Source organism: Streptomyces sp. NPDC019224 (genome assembly GCF_040632605.1).
In the GTDB taxonomy this organism is placed as follows: domain Bacteria; phylum Actinomycetota; class Actinomycetes; order Streptomycetales; family Streptomycetaceae; genus Streptomyces.
Genome location: NZ_JBEYCF010000007.1, coordinates 92,162 through 108,288 on the forward strand (window position 1 = coordinate 92,162; position 16,127 = coordinate 108,288).

Genomic DNA, 16,127 nt, shown 5'->3' on the forward strand with positions numbered 1-16,127 from the left:
GCCGAGACCAGAAGAGCGTATACGAGGGGAAAGGGGCGCGAGAGGCCCGCCGGCGGGTGCGGCGTACTCCCGGCCGACGGAGGGTCCGGAAGTACGGCCCCTCTACGATCGATCAGGTGTGCGCAAACGTGGTCGTCGCCGAGGACGACGAGAATCAGGCCGAACTCCTCCGCCGCTACCTCGAACGGGAGGGCCACCGCGTGACCGTGGCCCCCGACGGCCTCGCGGCGCTCGACGCGGTCCGGCACGGCGAACCCGACCTGCTGGTGCTCGATGTGATGATGCCTCGGGCCGACGGCCTCGACGTCGTACGCGTGTTGCGCGCGGAGCAGCGCGAGCTGCCGGTGCTGATGCTGACGGCCCGCACCACGGAGGACGATCTGCTGCTCGGCCTCGATCTGGGCGCCGACGACTACGTGACCAAGCCGTACAGCCCGCGCGAGCTGATGGCCCGGGTGCGTACGCTGCTGCGCCGCAACCGGCGCGGGGCGAGCGGCGATCCGGACGGCTCGGGTGTGCTGCGGGTGGGGGCGCTGGTCGTCGATCCGGTCCGGCACGTGGTGACCGTGGAGGGGCGGGCCGTGGAGTGCACGCCGGGTGAGTTCCGGATTCTGTCCACGCTCGCCGCCGAGCCCGACCGGGTGTTCTCCCGGCAGCAACTCCTCGCCGAACTGCACGGCTTCGACCGGTACATCAGTGACCGGACCGTCGATGTGCATGTGATGAACCTCCGCAAGAAGATCGAACCGGCCCCGCGCCGGCCCGTCCGGCTGCTCACCGTCTTCGGTGTCGGCTACAAGCTGACGGACCCGGCGAAGGCGGCGTCCCGTGCGGCGACTTCGTAGCCCGGGGCGCCCGGGCACGGGCGGCGTCCGGCGGCCCGTCCTGTTGCGCAAGAGCCTGTTCGCCCGGCTGCTGGCCGTCTCGGCCCTGGTGGCGGCGTGTTCGGTGGCGGCGACCGCCTGGCTCGCCGTGCAGACGACCTCGGGCGCGATCCGCCAGGAGCAGGGCCAGAACCTGGCCGCCGACGCCCGGATCTACCACCGTCTGCTCGGTTACGCGGCGGCTCATCCCACCTGGGACGGCGTCGGGAGGACGGTACGTGAACTGGCCGAGCAGTCCGGGCGGCGGATCGCCCTGACGACCCCGGCGCGCGCCCCGCTCGCCGACTCGGCGGCACCGGACGCGGCGGCGCTCCCGGCCCAGGCGTCGGCCGTGGTCGACCCGTTGTCCGTGGACACCGCGCTGGCGGCCGAGGGCGCCGGGGTGACGGGCACGAGCACGGACCGGGTCGATCCGCGCGCGGTGGGCCCGTTCCGGCTGCCGGCGTCGGAGCGGGCCCGGCTGCGGAAGATCGCGGACCGGGGTGTGGCCTGCCTCGGTGACTTCGGGATCGCCGCGGACGTGGTGGCCGGCGCGAGCGGCCGGCCCCTGGTCCAGGTGGTGGGTGGCAACGACCCCGAGCGGATCCGGGGCACGGGGTGCGCCGTCGACGCGCTGGACACCCCCACCGCCACCGAGCGGAAGGCCCTGGAGGCGCTCGACCAGCTGGCCGACGCCTGTCTGGAGCGCCAGGGCCGCGACGGCGTCCACCTCGAACTGGGCCTGTCCTGGGGTCAGGCGGCCCAGCCCGTACCGGTGGGGGCGGTGCCGGTGCCCGCGGTGGCGGCACCCACCCTGCCGCCGGCCGCCGTGCCGAGCGTCGAGCCGACCGCCGCACCCCGCGAGGAACCGAGCCCCGCCCCCACCACCGTGCCCGGTCCCGGCGACCAGCAGGCGACCGCCACCGGCGAGGACGACCGGGCCGTCGCCTCCTGCGTGGGCACGGCCCGCCGCGAGCAGCTCAGTTCGTACGTCGCCTCCCCCGCGCTGCTGTTCATCGGCGACCCGGGCGGCGCCACCGTGCCCGGCTTCGACCTCTCACCGGCGAACACCGCGCGGATCGCGGGCGCGGCGGCCCTGGTGCTGGCCCTGACCGTCGGCGCCTCGGTGCTCGTCGGCGCGCGCCTCGTGCGCCCGCTCCGGGCCCTGACGGGTGCCGCCCAGCGGATGCGGGACGGGGAGGACACCGCACCCGTGGTGGTCGCCGCGGACAACGAGATCGGGCGGCTCGCCGCCGCCTTCAACGACATGTCCGCGCACCGCGCCCGCCTGGAGGCCCAGCGCAGGGCCATGGTCAGCGACGTCGCCCACGAACTGCGCACCCCGCTCAGCAACATCCGGGGCTGGCTGGAGGCGGCGCAGGACGGGGTGGCCGATCCGGACCCGGCGTTCATCGCCTTCCTGCACACCGAGGCGGTCCAGCTCCAGCACATCATCGACGACCTCCAGGACCTGGCCCAGGCCGACGCCGACGCGCTGCGACTGCACCCCGAGCCGGTACGGATCGAGGAGCTGCTCGGCCAGGTCGCCGCCGCGCACCAGGCGCGGGCCGACGCGGCGGGCGTCACGCTGAGCGTGCGTCCCGCGCCGCCGGACCGCCCCCTGCCGCCGCTGACGGCCGACCCGGTCCGGCTGCGGCAGGCCGTCGGCAACCTGGTGTCCAACGCGGTGCGTCACACCCCCGCGGGCGGGGAGGTCACGCTGCGGCCGTACGGCTCCGCGGACGGGGACGCGGTGCTCGTGGACGTCGCCGACACGGGCAGCGGCATCCCGGCCGACGATCTGGCGCATGTCTTCGACCGGTTCTGGCGGGGCGAGAAGTCCCGGAACCGTCGCACGGGCGGCAGCGGGCTCGGCCTGGCGATCGTGCGCAAGCTCGCGGAGGCGCACGGCGGTGCGGCCACGGCGGTGAGCACCCCCGGTGAGGGCTCGGTGTTCACGCTCCGGCTCCCGGCCGACGCCACGGCCTCCGGCGGTCCGGGCGGCCCTGATGCGATGAACACAACGATCTGACAGCTTCCTCACAACATGGCGCGAGCCTGTCCGCACGCCTCGCGCCGCGGTGCGCACCCGCACCGCGGCCGCCCCTGAGGCCGATCCGGAACGGAGCCCTGCCCATGCCCCTGCGCACATCCCTGCGTACCGTCCTCCTCGCCGCCGTCGCGGCCGGGGCGGTGTGCGTACCGGCCGCCCCGGCCTTCGCCGACTCCACGGCCACCCCGTCGGCCGAGCCGTCCCGGCCGCCGGCGGAGCAGCCCGCCGAGCCGTCCGTCGTACCGTCGGCCGAGCCGACCCCGGCGAGGTCCGCCGAGCCCACCGAGCCGCCCTCGGCGGCGCCCTCCGTGGTCCCGCGCGGCGGCGTCGCGGCCGGTGAGCACCCGGCCGGCACCTCGGGCGGCCACACGACCGCCCTCGCGGGCTCCGCGGCCGCCGCGCTGATGCTGGCCGGTGCCGGGACGGTCGTCCTGCGCCGCCGTACCGCCCGCCGCGACGGCTGACCCGTCCCGCAGCCGATGACCGGCGGTGGCGCCGCCCCTCGACCGGGCGGCGCCACCGCCGGCGTACGACCTCTGGAGCCCCTTCCCATGCCCCGCACCCCTCTCGCCGCCGCCCTGGCCCTCACCGCGCTCGCCGCACTGACCGCCTGCTCGGGCGGCTCCCCCGCCCCGGGGACATCACCGGCCGAGCCCCCGGCCTCGGCGGCGACCACCACGAAACCCGCCCCCACCGCCACCTCCCGGCCCCCCGCCCACGTCTCCATCCCCTCCCTCGGCGTGGACAGCGACATCATGCGGCTCGGCCTCAACCCGGACCGCACGGTCGAGGTCCCGCCGGCCGACCAGGGCATGACGGCCGGCTGGTACACGGGCAGCGCCGTCCCCGGCGAACCCGGCGCGGCGGTCCTGATCGGCCACAACGACACCCGCTACGGCCGCGCGGTCTTCCACGACCTGCGCGAAATCGCCGAGGGCGCGGACATCGTGATCCGGGACGCCCGCGGCAGGACCACCCACTTCGAGGTCACGGCCCGCGAGACGGTACGCAAGAACGCCTTCCCCACCGCCCGCGTCTACGGCCGCACCACGGACCGCGCCCTGCGCCTGATCACCTGCGACGGCGCCTTCGACCAGAACGGCCACCCGGTGGACAACCTGATCGTGTACGCAAAGCGGAGGTGACGTGGCGGGACTCCTCAGCCGGTCCGCTTCCACTCCGCGCACCGGTTCGTCTTGAAGTACTCGCCCTTGTTGAGCGTGACCCGACCCGGTCCGTCGAGGTTGTTGTTGGCGATGATGGACCCGAACTCCCCGCTCGCGTCCTTGGCCCGCTCCCAGTAGCAGCCGAACGCGCCTTCCGCCCCGGCCGTCTTGTACGTCCCGGCCTGGATGTCCTCGCCGACCAGGTACTCGCCGTCGCCGCTGAAGCTCGTGGCCGGCCCGGGGGCCTTGGTCTTCTTCGGCGGCTTGGGCTCGGCCGTCACCGTCCTGGTGACGGTCGGCGCCGGACGGGTCCTGGCCGCCCCGGTCACTGTCACGGTCGGCCCCGGCTTCACCTCGCCGTCCGCTTTGTCGTCCGTCTTCCCGGTGTCCGATCCGCCGCTCGCGCCGATGCCCACTCCGAGGAACAACGCCACGAAGGCGGCCGCGCCGTGGGTCAGCCACGCCTTGGCGGGTGAGGCCCTACGGGGCGGCTGCGGAGCGGGCGGAACAACCGCCCCGTACGAGCCACCCGGCTGGGGGTGGGGGGCCTGGTAAGGGCCGGGGCTCTGGTGGTCGGGTGTGTTCATGGCGTACTCCGAACAGTGGTGGGTCGGTGAGCACAAACGCGGCCGCGCGGATGTGCGAGGGGACGAGCAAGGAGGCGAAGGGGTCACTGCCCCCTGATCCGGCGCCCCGCCTCCGTGCCCGGGTAGAGCAGCGCGTCCGCGACGCGGCCTCCGGAGTCCTTCACACCGCCGCTGAAGTTGAGGCGCCCGGAAGCGCCGGCCTTCGCCGCCACGCCGTCCCAGTAGCGGGCCTCGCGTTCCCAGTGGATGCCGCCGAGGAGCCGGTCCAGCGCGTCGCCGCTCATCGCGTGCGCGGGGTCGGCCCACGGAGTGGTGTGGTGCACGGCGATGCCGAGGCCGGCCAGTACGGCGGGTGCGGTGAGGGCGCTACGGGAGAGGAAGTGCGCGCTGTGCCCGGCGATCAGACGGGCCAGCACGGGTACCACGTACTGCTCCACCTGCTCGGCGGTCGCCGCCATGGGCAGTTCGTCCTCGTGCACGGTCTCGGCCGACCGGGAGAGACCGCCCTTGCCGTAGACCGCCGTGATGACCAGCGCCCGAAGCGCGGACAGGGTGACGACCTCGGGATCGGTCCTGCCGACCTGCCGCTTGGTGGCGTTGACGAACTTGGTGAAGGGGACGAGCCGGCCGTCGATGTCCACCTTCACCGACTCCGCGACGCGGTGGGCGAGACGGGTGGCGAAGTCGCGCTGGTCCATGGACATCGCCAGGTTCTTCGCGACGGCCACGCCCTGCACATTGCGGTCGTAGAAGATCTGCCGCGCGTCGGCGACGCCGAGGTCCACGTACAGCTCGAACGGGACCCGTACCTGCGCGAGTTCGGCATACGTCAGTCCGAAACGCTCGGGATCGTCGTAGAGCTCGTGCCACGCCGTCGTCTGCGTCTCGCCGTCGATGGCGACCACCGACGTGCCCGGTGCGATCGTCAGGGTCCGCAGTCCGGTGCCGGGCAGCAGTTCGTCGCTGAGCGCGGCGAGCGGGCCGGCGTGCCAGAAGGTCACCGGCGGGGTGGACCAGCCGGAGCCGAGCTCCCCCTTGACCCCGTCGGCGATGTACTCCGCGTAGGAACCGACGTTCTTCCCCTTCTGCGTGGACTTCAGCGCCCGCTGCACGAGCGCCCGCAGTTCGGCGTGACGCCGCAAGGCGCCCGAGGCCGCCTTGAGCGTCTTGGTGTCCTCCTCGCGACGGGGTGACGGGACGAGCTGGACGAGCGTCGCGACGGACATGGTCCCGATGACCGCGTCGGTCCGGAACGGCATGACGGTGAGCTGGGTCCCCTCGATGACTGCGGTCGGCATGGTGATGGGCATGGCGATGCTTCCCCCTGGGTCGTTGAGCGACTGCCGGGCACTTTCACCCGGAAGCAAACCCAGAGAAGCAGAGCCATGAAAGCATTGTCAATCACTTCCATCGATTTGACGACTGGTGTAGCTTGTGAGCTGTTCACTACCGAGAGGCTCAGGACTCCCGCCATGCCACAGCCATCCGCCCAGGTGACCGCCGCCGAGATCTCACGCATCGCAGGAGTCACGCGCGCCACGGTCAGCAACTGGCGTCGCAGGCACGACGACTTCCCGGCCCCTTCCGGGGGCACCGATTCCAGCCCTCTGTACGACCTCCTCGACGTACGGACCTGGCTCGGCGCCCGCGGCTATGCGGCGACGGCCGACCCGGCGGAGGAGCTGCGCACGGCGCTGCGCCTGCACCGGGCGGCCGGCGGCCCGAGCGGTGTACTGCTCCCGCTGGTGCTGGCGGCCGCCCAGTGCACGCCCGAGGAACGCGCGGCGCTCGCCGGCCTGTCCGACCCGAGCCTGATCGTCCGCGCCGAGGGGGCCTCGGCCGATGTCGCGGATCTCGTCCCCGGGGCGGAGGCCGTGCGCTTCGCCGGGGAGGACATCGACGTGCTGCGAGCGCTGCTGCGCTGCGTACAGGACGACGGCACCGGTGAGGCGGCGCTGGCCGTACTGGCGGAACGCGAGCTGGAGGACAGTGCGGCCGGGGGCACGTACCGGACTCCGGCCCCCCTCGCGGACCTCATGGCCCGGCTCCTCCCAGGTCCGTGCGCGCGGGTGCTCGACCCCGCGTGCGGAAGCGGATCGCTGCTCGCGGCGGCGGCGCGGCTCGGCGCGGGGGCGCTGTACGGCCAGGACACCGTTACGGTGCAGGCGCAGCGCAGCGCGGTGAGCCTGTTGCTGGCCGCGCCCGAGGCGGACGTCGAGGTGCGTGTCGGCGACAGTCTCCGCGCCGACGCCTTCGCCGACCTCACCGTCGACGCCGTCCTGTGCAATCCGCCGTACGGTGACCGCGACTGGGGTCACGACGAGCTGGCGTACGACTCACGCTGGGCGTACGGCGTCCCGCCCCGCGCCGAGTCCGAACTCGCGTGGGTTCAGCACGCGCTGGCCCATCTGGTGCCGGGCGGCCACGCCGTGATGCTCCTCCCGCCGGCCACCGCCTCGCGCGCGTCGGGCCGTCGGGTGCGCATGGATCTCGTGCGCAGCGGAGCCGTCCGCGCGGTCGTCGCGCTGCCGCCCGGAGCGGCGGCACCCCTCCACGTGGGACTCCAGGTCTGGGTGCTGCAACGCCCCGAACCGGCGGGCTCGGAGCGGAAGTCGGTCCTCTTCGTCGACACGGCGGAGGCGGCGGGCACGGGCGATCGGGGGGCGGCGGGGACTGCGGCCGGTACGCGTGGTGCCCGCTCCGCCCCGGACTGGCCGTCGCTCACGGAGGCCGCCCTGGGCCAGTGGTCGGCGTTCGCCGAGGCCCCGGACACGTTCACGGACGAGCCGGGTACGGCGCGTGCGGTGCCGGTGGTGGACCTCCTGGACGACCTCGTCGACCTCACGCCCGCCCGCCATGTCCGCGCCTCCCGCACGGACATCGCCCCGGCCGACCTGGCCCGCGAGACGGAGGAGGTGCGCCGCCGGCTGATCGCCGGAGCCGCGTCGCTCGGCGAGGCCGCACGCTACACCGACTGGGGCGCGGCCGGCCCGAAACCCCGCGAGTGGCGCACGGCCACCGCGGCGGACCTGGCACGAGGCGGTGCGCTGACGCTGCTGCGTACGGCGCCGGAGTCACGGGAGACTGCGGGCGAGGCATCGACGGCCACGCTGCCCGTGCTCACCGGCCAGGACATCGCCCGGGGCACGGCCCCGTCCGGCGGCCCCGGCAGCCTGCGGGCGGACACGGCACCGGTGATCGCGACCGGCGATGTCCTCGTCCGGGCGGTCGCGGGAGGCAGCGGTGCGATGTCCCGGGTGGCGGACGAGACGGACACGGGGGCGCTGCTCGGCCCCCAGGTCCACCTGTTCCGCCCGGACCCGGCCCGGCTCGACCCGTGGTTCCTGGCCGGGTTCCTGGGTTCCACGGAGAACATCGCCGCCGCCTCGACGGGCAGCACCGTCGTACACGTCAGTCCGGGCCGCCTCCGGGTGCCGCTGCTTCCGCTGGAGGAGCAGAGACGCTACGGCGAGGCGTTCCGCCGCGTACACACGCTGCGCGCGGAAGCCGCACGCGCCACGGAACTGGCCGACGAAACGGCCCGGCTGCTGGCGGGCGGCCTCACGGGCGGCGGCCTGATCCCGTCACCGCCCCCGACCGGGGACGACAGGACATCAGGCGCCGGATCGGCCTGAACCGGCACCACACCCTTCACGCAACCATCACACTTGCCCATACCCGCTCCGGCAGAGCGGGTTCGACAGGGAACCGGGGAACGACTTGAACAGCAGCAAGCACACGGAGCTGGCGAACCACGCCTGGTCCGTCGCCGACCTTCTGCGCGGCGATTACAGGCAGTCGGACTACGGGAAGGTCATCCTTCCGTTCCTGGTACTGCGCCGCCTCGAATGCGTACTGGAGCCGACGCGGGACAAGGTCGCGGAGACGGTCGCCCGTTTCGAGGGCCAGGACATCGACACGGACCACTTCCTGCGCCGGGCCTCGGGCCACTCGTTCTACAACACGAGCAGCCTGACCCTGAAGAAGATCGCCGGCGACGCGAGCAACGCGGCGGCGAACCTCCAGGTGTACATCGGGGGCTTCTCCCCCAACGCCCGCGAGGTCATGGAGAAGTACGACTTCGCCCAGCAGATCCGCAAGCTGGACAGCGCGAACCTGCTCTACCAGGTCATCGGCAAGTTCACGGACCTGGACCTGCGCCCGGAGACCGTGCCCAACCACAACATGGGCTACATCTTCGAGGAGCTGATCCGCCGCTTCTCCGAGCAGTCGAACGAGACCGCGGGTGAACACTTCACCCCCCGCGAAGTCATCAAGCTGATGGTCAACCTGCTGATCGCCCCGGACGGCGACGCGCTCAGCGTGCCGGGCGTCGTCCGCACGGTCATGGACCCGGCCTGCGGCACGGGCGGCATGCTCAGTGCGGCTGAAGATCACATCAAGGCGTACAACGAAGACGCCACGGTGGAGATGTACGGTCAGGAGCTCAACCCGGAGTCCTGGGCGATCTGCCGGTCCGACCTGATGATCAAGGATCAGAATCCGGAGAACATCGCCTTCGGCAACTCCTTCTCGGACGACGGCCACGCGCGCGAGACCTTCGACTACCTGCTGGCGAACCCGCCGTTCGGTGTGGAGTGGAAGAAGGTCAAGGAGGCCGTCGAGCTCGAGCACAACAGCCTCGGTGACTCCGGCCGCTTCGGTGCGGGACTGCCCCGCATCAACGACGGTTCGCTCCTCTTCCTCCAGCACATGATCTCGAAGATGAAGCCGGTCGACGTGAACGGTGGGGGCGGCTCGCGCATCGCGATCGTCTTCAACGGCTCACCCCTGTTCACGGGTGCGGCCGGCTCGGGCGAGTCGGAGATCCGCCGCTGGATCCTGGAGAACGACTGGCTGGAGGCGATCGTCGCCCTGCCGGACCAGCTCTTCTACAACACCGGCATCTCTACGTACTTCTGGATCCTGACCAACCGCAAGGACGCCCAGCACAAGGGCAAGGTGGTGCTGCTGGACGCGCGCGACCAGTGGGTCAAGATGCGGAAGTCGCTCGGCGACAAGCGCAAGGAACTGGGCGACGGCACGGGCGGCAAGCCGAACCACATCGGCGACATCACCCGCCTGTACGGGGAAGCGGTGGACGCTGCGGCCAACCCGGAGCACCCGATGCACGCCAAGGTGAAGGTCTTCGACAACACGGCGTTCGGCTACCAGCGGATCACGGTGGAACGGCCGCTGAAGCTGCGCTTCGAGCTGACGGAGGAGACGCTTGCCGCGCTGCTCGCGTCGAAGCCGGTGCAGAAGTGGGCGGAGGAGCGCTTCCTGCCGCGTGAACCGGAGCTGGCCGCGAAGGCGAAGGCCCGGCGGAAGCTGACGGAGGACGAGGAGGCGCAGTTCCGGAAGCTGGCCGATGCGGAGGGGGCGGTGCTCGGGGAGGCGTTGAGCCCGCTGCTGGGATCGGAGTGGGCGACCAAGTCCGAGGCTCAGGTGGCGGTGCGGGATGCGATGGCGCAGGCCGGCGTCCCGGGGCCGACGGGGGCGCCGTTCGCGAAGGCGTTGCGGGATGCGGTGGGGGTGCGGGATCCGGAGGGCGAGCTCCAGCTCCTCAAGGGCGGTGCCCCGGAGCCGGACGCGGAGCTGCGGGACTACGAGAACGTGCCGCTGGGCGAGGACGTCGAGAAGTACCTGAAGCGGGAGGTGCACCCGCACGTGCCGGACGCGTGGATCGACCACGCGAAGACGAAGGTGGGGTACGAGATTCCGTTCACACGCCACTTCTACGTGTACGAGCCGCCGCGCCCGTTGGCGGAGATCGATGCGGAGCTGAAGGCGCTTGAGGCAGAGATTCAGGCGCTGCTAGGGGAGGTCGCGGAATGAGTAACATCCCGCTCAAATATGTGGCTCGAATCAACGCTGGCCAGTCACCACCCTCCGCAGAGGTATTCCCTCTTTCATCCGGAAGGCCTTTCCTGCAAGGGAATGCAGAATTCAAAGAATTGCATCCTCTCCCCCGACTCGAATGCACCACCTCTCCAAAAGTAGCTACACGAAATGACGTTCTACTTTCAGTGCGAGCACCGGTGGGCGCATTGAACGTCGCCGATGAACCCTACGGAATCGGACGAGGCCTGTGCTCCATTACTCCGACATCGTGCGAAGGTCGATTCCTCTGGTGGTGGCTGCATAGCCAACGGCCGCAGTTGGACGCAGTCTCCACCGGAACAACATACAAGGCCGTAACCGCGGAGGATGTCGGCAACCTCAAGTTCCCCAACTGGAGCCTGCAAGAGCAGCACCGCATCGCCGAATTCCTCGACGCCGAAACCGCCCGCATCGATCGACTTGCCGATCTGCAACGGAAAATGATCGCTGGCCTCAATGAGCGCGAGGCCGCTCAACTCGATATCGCCATCGACGACTTGATTTCACGGGCAGGCATGGTACCTTTCCGCCGCTTCGTGTGGAGCGTAGATCAAGGGACGAGCCCGCAGTGCGAGGCGGTTCCCGCGTCCGAAGATGAATGGGGGGTGCTCAAGGTCAGCTGCCTGCGCCCTGGGGTTTTCGATCCGCGAGAAAACAAACGTCTCCCTGCAGAGATTCAACCAGATCACAGAAATGAAGTACGCGAGGGAGATCTCCTGATCACCCGAGCCAACACGCCTCAATTGGTCGGATCAACAGCAGTAGTCCGTCAGGTACGTAGAAAGATTCTACTCTCTGACAAGATTTTCCGCGTACGCCTGTCAGAGAATATTTCGCCCGAATTCGTCGCCGCAGTCGCACGAGGAAGCCGCGTTCGATCTCTGAGTGCAGCTGGATCCAACGGGGCCTCCTCGTCGATGGCAAACATCAGGTTCGAAGAAATCAAGAGGTGGCCGATGCCAGCTGTTTCCCTGTCCATGCAGATGCAGCTGGTGGAACGCGTCTCCCGCAGCCGGAAGCAGCTCGATGCGTTGCGCCCCGTGGTCAACCAGCGGCTCGCCCTCCTTGCCGAACGCCGCCAGGCCCTCATCACCGCCGCAGTAACCGGCCAGTTCGACGTCTCCACCGCCAGCGGCCGCAACGTAACGGACGGAGTGCCGACAGCATGAGCCCCATACACAGCGAGTCCGCCTTCGGGGACGCCATCGTCGCGGCCATGACCGAGCGCGGTTGGCGCGAGGCGCAGCCCGAGGACTACCAGGCCGACCTCGGCCTGGACACCAACGAGTTGTTCACCTTCCTCGGCGAAAGCCAGCCCCGCGAGTGGGCCGAACTGCTCGCCGTCTACGGCAAAGACCCCAACGCAGCCCAGCGCGGCTTCGCCCAGCGCCTCGACAAGGCCATCAGTGAGGACGGCCTCCTCAACGTCCTCCGTAACGGCGTCAAGGACCGGGGCGTCCGCCTCCGCGTGGCCTATTTCAAGCCGAACCTCGTCGCCGACGACTCCGTGCTCGACGGTTACCGGGCCAACCGCCTCACCGTCGTACGCGAACTCGTCTATGCCACCAAGCAGGCCGACTGGGGCAACAAGCTCGACCTCACTCTCTTCCTGAACGGCATCCCGGTCGCCACCGCCGAGCTGAAGAACCCGCTCACCCGGCAGGGCGTCGAGCACGCGAAGGAGCAGTACCGCACCGACCGCGACCCCACCGAGCTGATCTTCTCCCGGCGGGTCATCGCGAACTTCGCCGTCGACCCGGACCTCGTGTTCGTAGCCACCCAACTCCGGGGCAAGAAAACCCGCTTCCTCCCCTTCAACACCGGCTCCAACGGCGCCGGCCTGCCCGGCGGGGCCGGAAACCCGGCCCCGACCGCGTACGGCACGTACGCCACCTCCTACCTGTGGGAGCAGGTCTGGGCGCGGGACAACTGGCTGGACCTGCTCCAGCGTTACGTGCACCAGCAGAAGACGAAGACTCCCGGCGGCGGGACCACCAAGTCGACGATCTTCCCGCGCTTCCACCAGTGGGACGTCGTCAAGAGGCTGACCGCGCACGCCTCCTTCCACGGCGTGGGCCAGAACTACCTGGTGATGGCCTCCGCCGGCTCCGGCAAGTCGAACACCATCGGCTGGCTCGCTCACCGGCTGAGTGACCTGCACGCCGGCACCGATCCCCGCGCGCTCGACCCCGACGCCCTCGCGGCCGGCCGGATCAAGCCGGGCTCGCCCGTGTTCGACAAGGTCATCGTCATCACGGACCGCCGCAACCTCGACGCCCAGCTCCGCGAAACGGTCGGCAGCTTCTCGCAGACCGAGGGCCTGGTCGTGAAGGTGGACGAGAAGCACGGTTCGAAGAGTGAGCAGCTGGCACGCGCGCTGTCCCGCGACACCGGCAAGATCGTGACGGTGACCCTGCACTCGTTCCCCGCGCTCATCGACTACATCGAGCGCAACCCGACGGAGATCAAGGGCACCAACTTCGCGATCGTCATCGACGAGGCCCACTCCTCGCAGTCCGGCGATGCCTCCACCGCCGTCAAGGCCGCGCTGCGGGACCTCGGCCTGGACGCGGACTCGGAAGACCAGGGCGCGAGCACCGCAACCGTCTACGAGAAGCTGAAGCAGAAGGCCGCGGAGCGTTCGAAGGCCGCGAACCTCTCCTACTTCGCCTTCACCGCCACCCCGAAGGCGAAGACCCTCGAACTCTTCGGCACGGAGGACACGGTGGACGGGAAGGCCGTCTACCGCCCCTTCCACACGTACTCCATGCGGCAGGCCATCGAGGAAGGCTTCATCCTCGACCCGCTGCGGAACTACGTCACGTACCACACGTACTGGAAGCTGGTGAACGGCAACCCGGACGAGCGGGAGGTTGACCCCTCCAAGGCCAACGGCCTCCTCGCCCGGTTCGCGCTCACCCACGAGTCCACCGTCTCCCAGCACGCCCAGGTGATCGTCGAGCACTTCGTGGCGCACTCCCGGGGCCGGCTCGGGGGGCGCGCCAAGTCCATGGTGGTCACGGCCTCGCGCAGGTCCGCCGTGGACATGGCCCGGGCGATCCGGAGCTACATCAAGGACCGGGACTACCACACGAAGTACCCCGACCTGGGCGTGCTGGTGGCGTTCTCCGGCTCGCTGAAGGTCGATGGTGACAAGGAGGAGACCACCGAGTCGAAGGAGAACGGCGGTATCGCGGAGAGCGCGCTGCCGAAGGCGTTCGCGTACACCCGGGCCGACGACAAGACGGTCGGCGCGGGCGGGCGGGGGCAGCAGGAGTACAAGATCCTGGTGGTCGCGGAGAAGTACCAGACGGGCTTCGACCAGCCGCTGTTGACCACCATGTACGTCAACAAGAAGCTCACCGGGATCTCGGCCGTCCAGACGCTCTCCCGTCTCAACCGCACCGCAGACCGCAAGACGCAGGCCGACCTGGCGGTCCTGGACTTCGCCAACGACGCCCAGGACATCCAGGACGCGTTCCGCCCGTACTTCGAGGAGGCGAACACCCTTCCCTCCGACCCGAACCTGCTCTACACCGCGCAGAGCCGGGTCATGTCGGCGCCGATCATCTCCGAGTCGGAGATGGACGAGTTCGCCGCCGCGTACTTCGCGGCGAAGGAGAAGGCGGCCGGCTCGCAGGCGAAGTGGGAAAAGCTGCACGCCGAGCTGTACCGGCTCCTCTCCCCCGCCGTCGCCCGCTTCACCCCGTTGCTGGAGAGCGAGGAGGACGACGATATCGAGACGGCCGAGGACTTCCGGGCGAACCTCAACGACTACGTGCGGAAGTACGGCTTCCTCGCCCAGATCGTCCCGTACCGCGACGCGGAGTTGGAGCGGCTGCACCTCTACGGCCGCTACCTCCTCAACCGGCTTCCCCGCCGGGCGGACGGCGGCGTCGACATAGGCGAGATCGACCTCAGCCACCTCCGCGTGGAGAAGACCGGCGAGGTGGACGTGTCGCTGTCCCCCGATGGGCCGGCCGAGCTGCCCGGCTTCGGGGACGGTACGGGTGGTGCGGCGGAGCCGGAGAAGTCGCTGCTGTCGGAGCTGATCGAGGCGTTCAACGCGAAGTTCGGTACGGAGTTCACCGAGGACGACGTCCGCGCACCGTTCAAGAAGACGACCGAGGACCCGAAGGTCCGGGCCGCGGCCGTCGTCAACGACGAGGCGAACTTCGGCAAGGTCTTCGACCGCGCCTTCGCCGACAACATGGCCGACCACATCGAGACGACGGCCGGCATAGGGCGCCAGTACTTCGGCCCCGACAAGAGCTTCCGCTCCAGCCTGGACCGCAGTGCACGCCGGGCGGCGTGGCGGATGATCCGCCGCGACGAGGGCGTGGACGAGTAGTTCGTCCGTACGCACGGGTGGGCCCCGCCGCGTTGCCGGTTCGGCACGCGGCGGGGCCCACCCGCATGGCTGCGGCTCAGCTCGTGACGAGACCGACGAATCCCGTCCATACTGCTGGTGCGACGGTCAGCACGGGGCCGCTGGTCTGCTTGGAGTCACGGACGTATACCTGCGTGGCGACTGCAGCGACCTCGACGCACTCGCCGCCTTCAGCACCGCTGTAGCTGCTCTTGACCCAAACCAGCTCCTGCGTGACAGCAGCATCAGTGGTCTTCATAGCTCTCCCAGCAACTTCTCGATGAATACCAGAGACTCCTGTGGAGTCAGCGCCTGCGAGCGGATGATCCCATAGCGTGCCGCGACGGAGCGCACCTCGTCACGGTCGGTCAGCAGGATGCTGCGCCCTTGCACCTCCAGATAGGCGAGCTGCTCGCCGCTCTTGGACGTGATCAAAGTGAAGGGCCCATCCAGTCCGGCGTTGTCTTCGCGAACCGTCGGCATGACCTGAATCTCGACGCTTCGCTGCCGCCCGGCCAGAAGGATGCGCTCCAAAGCGCCCCTGAGCACAGCCACTCCGCCGAACGGCCTTCGCAGTACAGCTTCCTCGATCACGAAGCTCATCAGGGGAGCAGGCCACCGGTTGAGTACTTCCTGTCGAGCGATGCGAGACGCCACACGCTGCTCGATGATGTCCTCGTCGAGCAGCGGTCGCCGCATTGCGAGAAGAGCGCGCGTGTACTCCTCGGTCTGGAGAAGTCCGGGCACTGCGCTCACCGCGTACAGATACAGCTCAAGCGCCTCGGCCTCCAGCCGTGCAGCGTCCCGAAAGAACGCCGGATACTGCGCCCGCGCAACCTCCTCCTTCAGCGCAAGCAACAACCCACCGGCATCCAGTACCGCATCCGCCTCATCGATGAACGCCGGCTGGGGGATTCGTCGCCCCTGCTCGAACGAGGCGATGGACGGCGCCGCGTATCCCACCCGCTTCCCGAACTCCGTCCGGTCCAGCCCCGCCCGCATCCGTAACAGCTTCAGCTGCCGCCCGAACGCGATCGTCACGCCCGAACCAGCCTCGTCCCGCCGACCACCTGTCTCGGGCCCGCCGCCCCCTTCGGCCCCCGGGCCCGTCCCCACCTCGTCCAGCGCCATCACCACCACCGCCTGTCCCACATACGCCTACGTCCCATATCCGCCCCAAATCAGCACCGCAGCAACCACGATGAG

General features: G+C 70.1%; 12 protein-coding genes. 8 read left to right on the forward strand and 4 right to left on the reverse strand.

The window, feature by feature from the left end; all coding sequences use genetic code 11:
• Positions 1-116 precede the first annotated feature (116 nt).
• The 4 genes from ABZ564_RS06835 to ABZ564_RS06850 all read left to right on the forward strand — a co-directional run bounded on the left by ABZ564_RS06835 (position 117) and on the right by ABZ564_RS06850 (position 4,061).
• Entirely contained in the window at positions 117-845 is a 729-nt protein-coding gene (locus tag ABZ564_RS06835; protein ID WP_360850616.1) for a response regulator transcription factor, read from the forward strand.
• Positions 829-2,895, forward strand: a complete 2,067-nt coding sequence (locus ABZ564_RS06840) for a HAMP domain-containing sensor histidine kinase (protein ID WP_360850620.1) — start codon at positions 829-831, stop codon at positions 2,893-2,895. The genes ABZ564_RS06835 and ABZ564_RS06840 overlap by 17 nt, the downstream gene beginning before the upstream one ends.
• Before the next feature lie 104 nt (positions 2,896-2,999).
• Positions 3,000-3,380: a sortase-dependent protein gene (locus tag ABZ564_RS06845; RefSeq protein WP_360850623.1), complete on the forward strand. Its 381-nt coding sequence runs from the start codon at positions 3,000-3,002 to the stop codon at positions 3,378-3,380.
• Between the two features lie 87 nt (positions 3,381-3,467).
• A complete protein-coding gene (locus tag ABZ564_RS06850) occupies positions 3,468-4,061 on the forward strand; it encodes a class F sortase (RefSeq protein WP_360850626.1) in 594 nt (197 codons plus the stop codon).
• A 14-nt stretch (positions 4,062-4,075) separates the two neighbouring features.
• On the opposite strand, the gene ABZ564_RS06855 is transcribed toward ABZ564_RS06850, so the two are convergent.
• Together ABZ564_RS06855 and ABZ564_RS06860 are read right to left on the reverse strand one after the other, a co-directional pair.
• The gene (locus tag ABZ564_RS06855) at positions 4,076-4,669 is read right to left on the reverse strand and encodes a hypothetical protein (protein ID WP_360850629.1); all 594 of its coding nucleotides are present in this window, start codon (positions 4,667-4,669) and stop codon (positions 4,076-4,078) included.
• 83 nt (positions 4,670-4,752) lie between these two features.
• A complete protein-coding gene (locus ABZ564_RS06860; protein WP_360850632.1) occupies positions 4,753-5,979 on the reverse strand; it encodes a DNA sulfur modification protein DndB in 1,227 nt (408 codons plus the stop codon).
• 162 nt (positions 5,980-6,141) lie between these two features.
• Between ABZ564_RS06860 and ABZ564_RS06865 the strand changes: the two genes are divergently transcribed.
• The 4 genes from ABZ564_RS06865 to ABZ564_RS06880 all read left to right on the forward strand — a co-directional run bounded on the left by ABZ564_RS06865 (position 6,142) and on the right by ABZ564_RS06880 (position 14,903).
• The gene (locus ABZ564_RS06865; protein WP_360850635.1) at positions 6,142-8,304 is read left to right on the forward strand and encodes an N-6 DNA methylase; all 2,163 of its coding nucleotides are present in this window, start codon (positions 6,142-6,144) and stop codon (positions 8,302-8,304) included.
• An 85-nt stretch (positions 8,305-8,389) separates the two neighbouring features.
• A complete protein-coding gene (locus ABZ564_RS06870) occupies positions 8,390-10,507 on the forward strand; it encodes a class I SAM-dependent DNA methyltransferase (protein WP_360850639.1) in 2,118 nt (705 codons plus the stop codon).
• Entirely contained in the window at positions 10,504-11,721 is a 1,218-nt protein-coding gene (locus tag ABZ564_RS06875; protein WP_360850642.1) for a restriction endonuclease subunit S, read from the forward strand. Before ABZ564_RS06870 ends, ABZ564_RS06875 begins: the two co-directional genes overlap by 4 nt.
• Positions 11,718-14,903, forward strand: a complete 3,186-nt coding sequence (locus ABZ564_RS06880) for a type I restriction endonuclease (protein WP_360850645.1) — start codon at positions 11,718-11,720, stop codon at positions 14,901-14,903. Before ABZ564_RS06875 ends, ABZ564_RS06880 begins: the two co-directional genes overlap by 4 nt.
• Positions 14,904-14,979: 76 nt before the next feature.
• Here ABZ564_RS06880 and ABZ564_RS06885 read toward each other — a convergent pair whose 3' ends face one another.
• Together ABZ564_RS06885 and ABZ564_RS06890 are read right to left on the reverse strand one after the other, a co-directional pair.
• Positions 14,980-15,180 carry a DUF397 domain-containing protein gene (locus ABZ564_RS06885; RefSeq protein ID WP_360850648.1) on the reverse strand — a complete coding sequence of 67 codons (201 nt, stop codon included), beginning with the start codon at positions 15,178-15,180 and terminating at the stop codon, positions 14,980-14,982.
• Positions 15,177-16,052, reverse strand: coding sequence for a helix-turn-helix transcriptional regulator (locus tag ABZ564_RS06890; protein ID WP_360850651.1), 876 nt, complete (start codon positions 16,050-16,052; stop codon positions 15,177-15,179). The genes ABZ564_RS06885 and ABZ564_RS06890 overlap by 4 nt, the downstream gene beginning before the upstream one ends.
• Positions 16,053-16,127: the final 75 nt, after the last annotated feature.

Coding starts and splice junctions, on each gene's coding strand:
- ABZ564_RS06845 (WP_360850623.1), top strand. CDS start 3,000: ATGCCCCTGCGCACATCCCTGCGTACCGTCCTCCTCGCCGCCGTCGCG.
- ABZ564_RS06850 (WP_360850626.1), top strand. CDS start 3,468: ATGCCCCGCACCCCTCTCGCCGCCGCCCTGGCCCTCACCGCGCTCGCC.
- ABZ564_RS06855 (WP_360850629.1), bottom strand. CDS start 4,669: ATGAACACACCCGACCACCAGAGCCCCGGCCCTTACCAGGCCCCCCAC.
- ABZ564_RS06860 (WP_360850632.1), bottom strand. CDS start 5,979: ATGCCCATCACCATGCCGACCGCAGTCATCGAGGGGACCCAGCTCACC.
- ABZ564_RS06865 (WP_360850635.1), top strand. CDS start 6,142: ATGCCACAGCCATCCGCCCAGGTGACCGCCGCCGAGATCTCACGCATC.
- ABZ564_RS06875 (WP_360850642.1), top strand. CDS start 10,504: ATGAGTAACATCCCGCTCAAATATGTGGCTCGAATCAACGCTGGCCAG.
- ABZ564_RS06880 (WP_360850645.1), top strand. CDS start 11,718: ATGAGCCCCATACACAGCGAGTCCGCCTTCGGGGACGCCATCGTCGCG.
- ABZ564_RS06885 (WP_360850648.1), bottom strand. CDS start 15,180: ATGAAGACCACTGATGCTGCTGTCACGCAGGAGCTGGTTTGGGTCAAG.
- ABZ564_RS06890 (WP_360850651.1), bottom strand. CDS start 16,052: ATGGCGCTGGACGAGGTGGGGACGGGCCCGGGGGCCGAAGGGGGCGGC.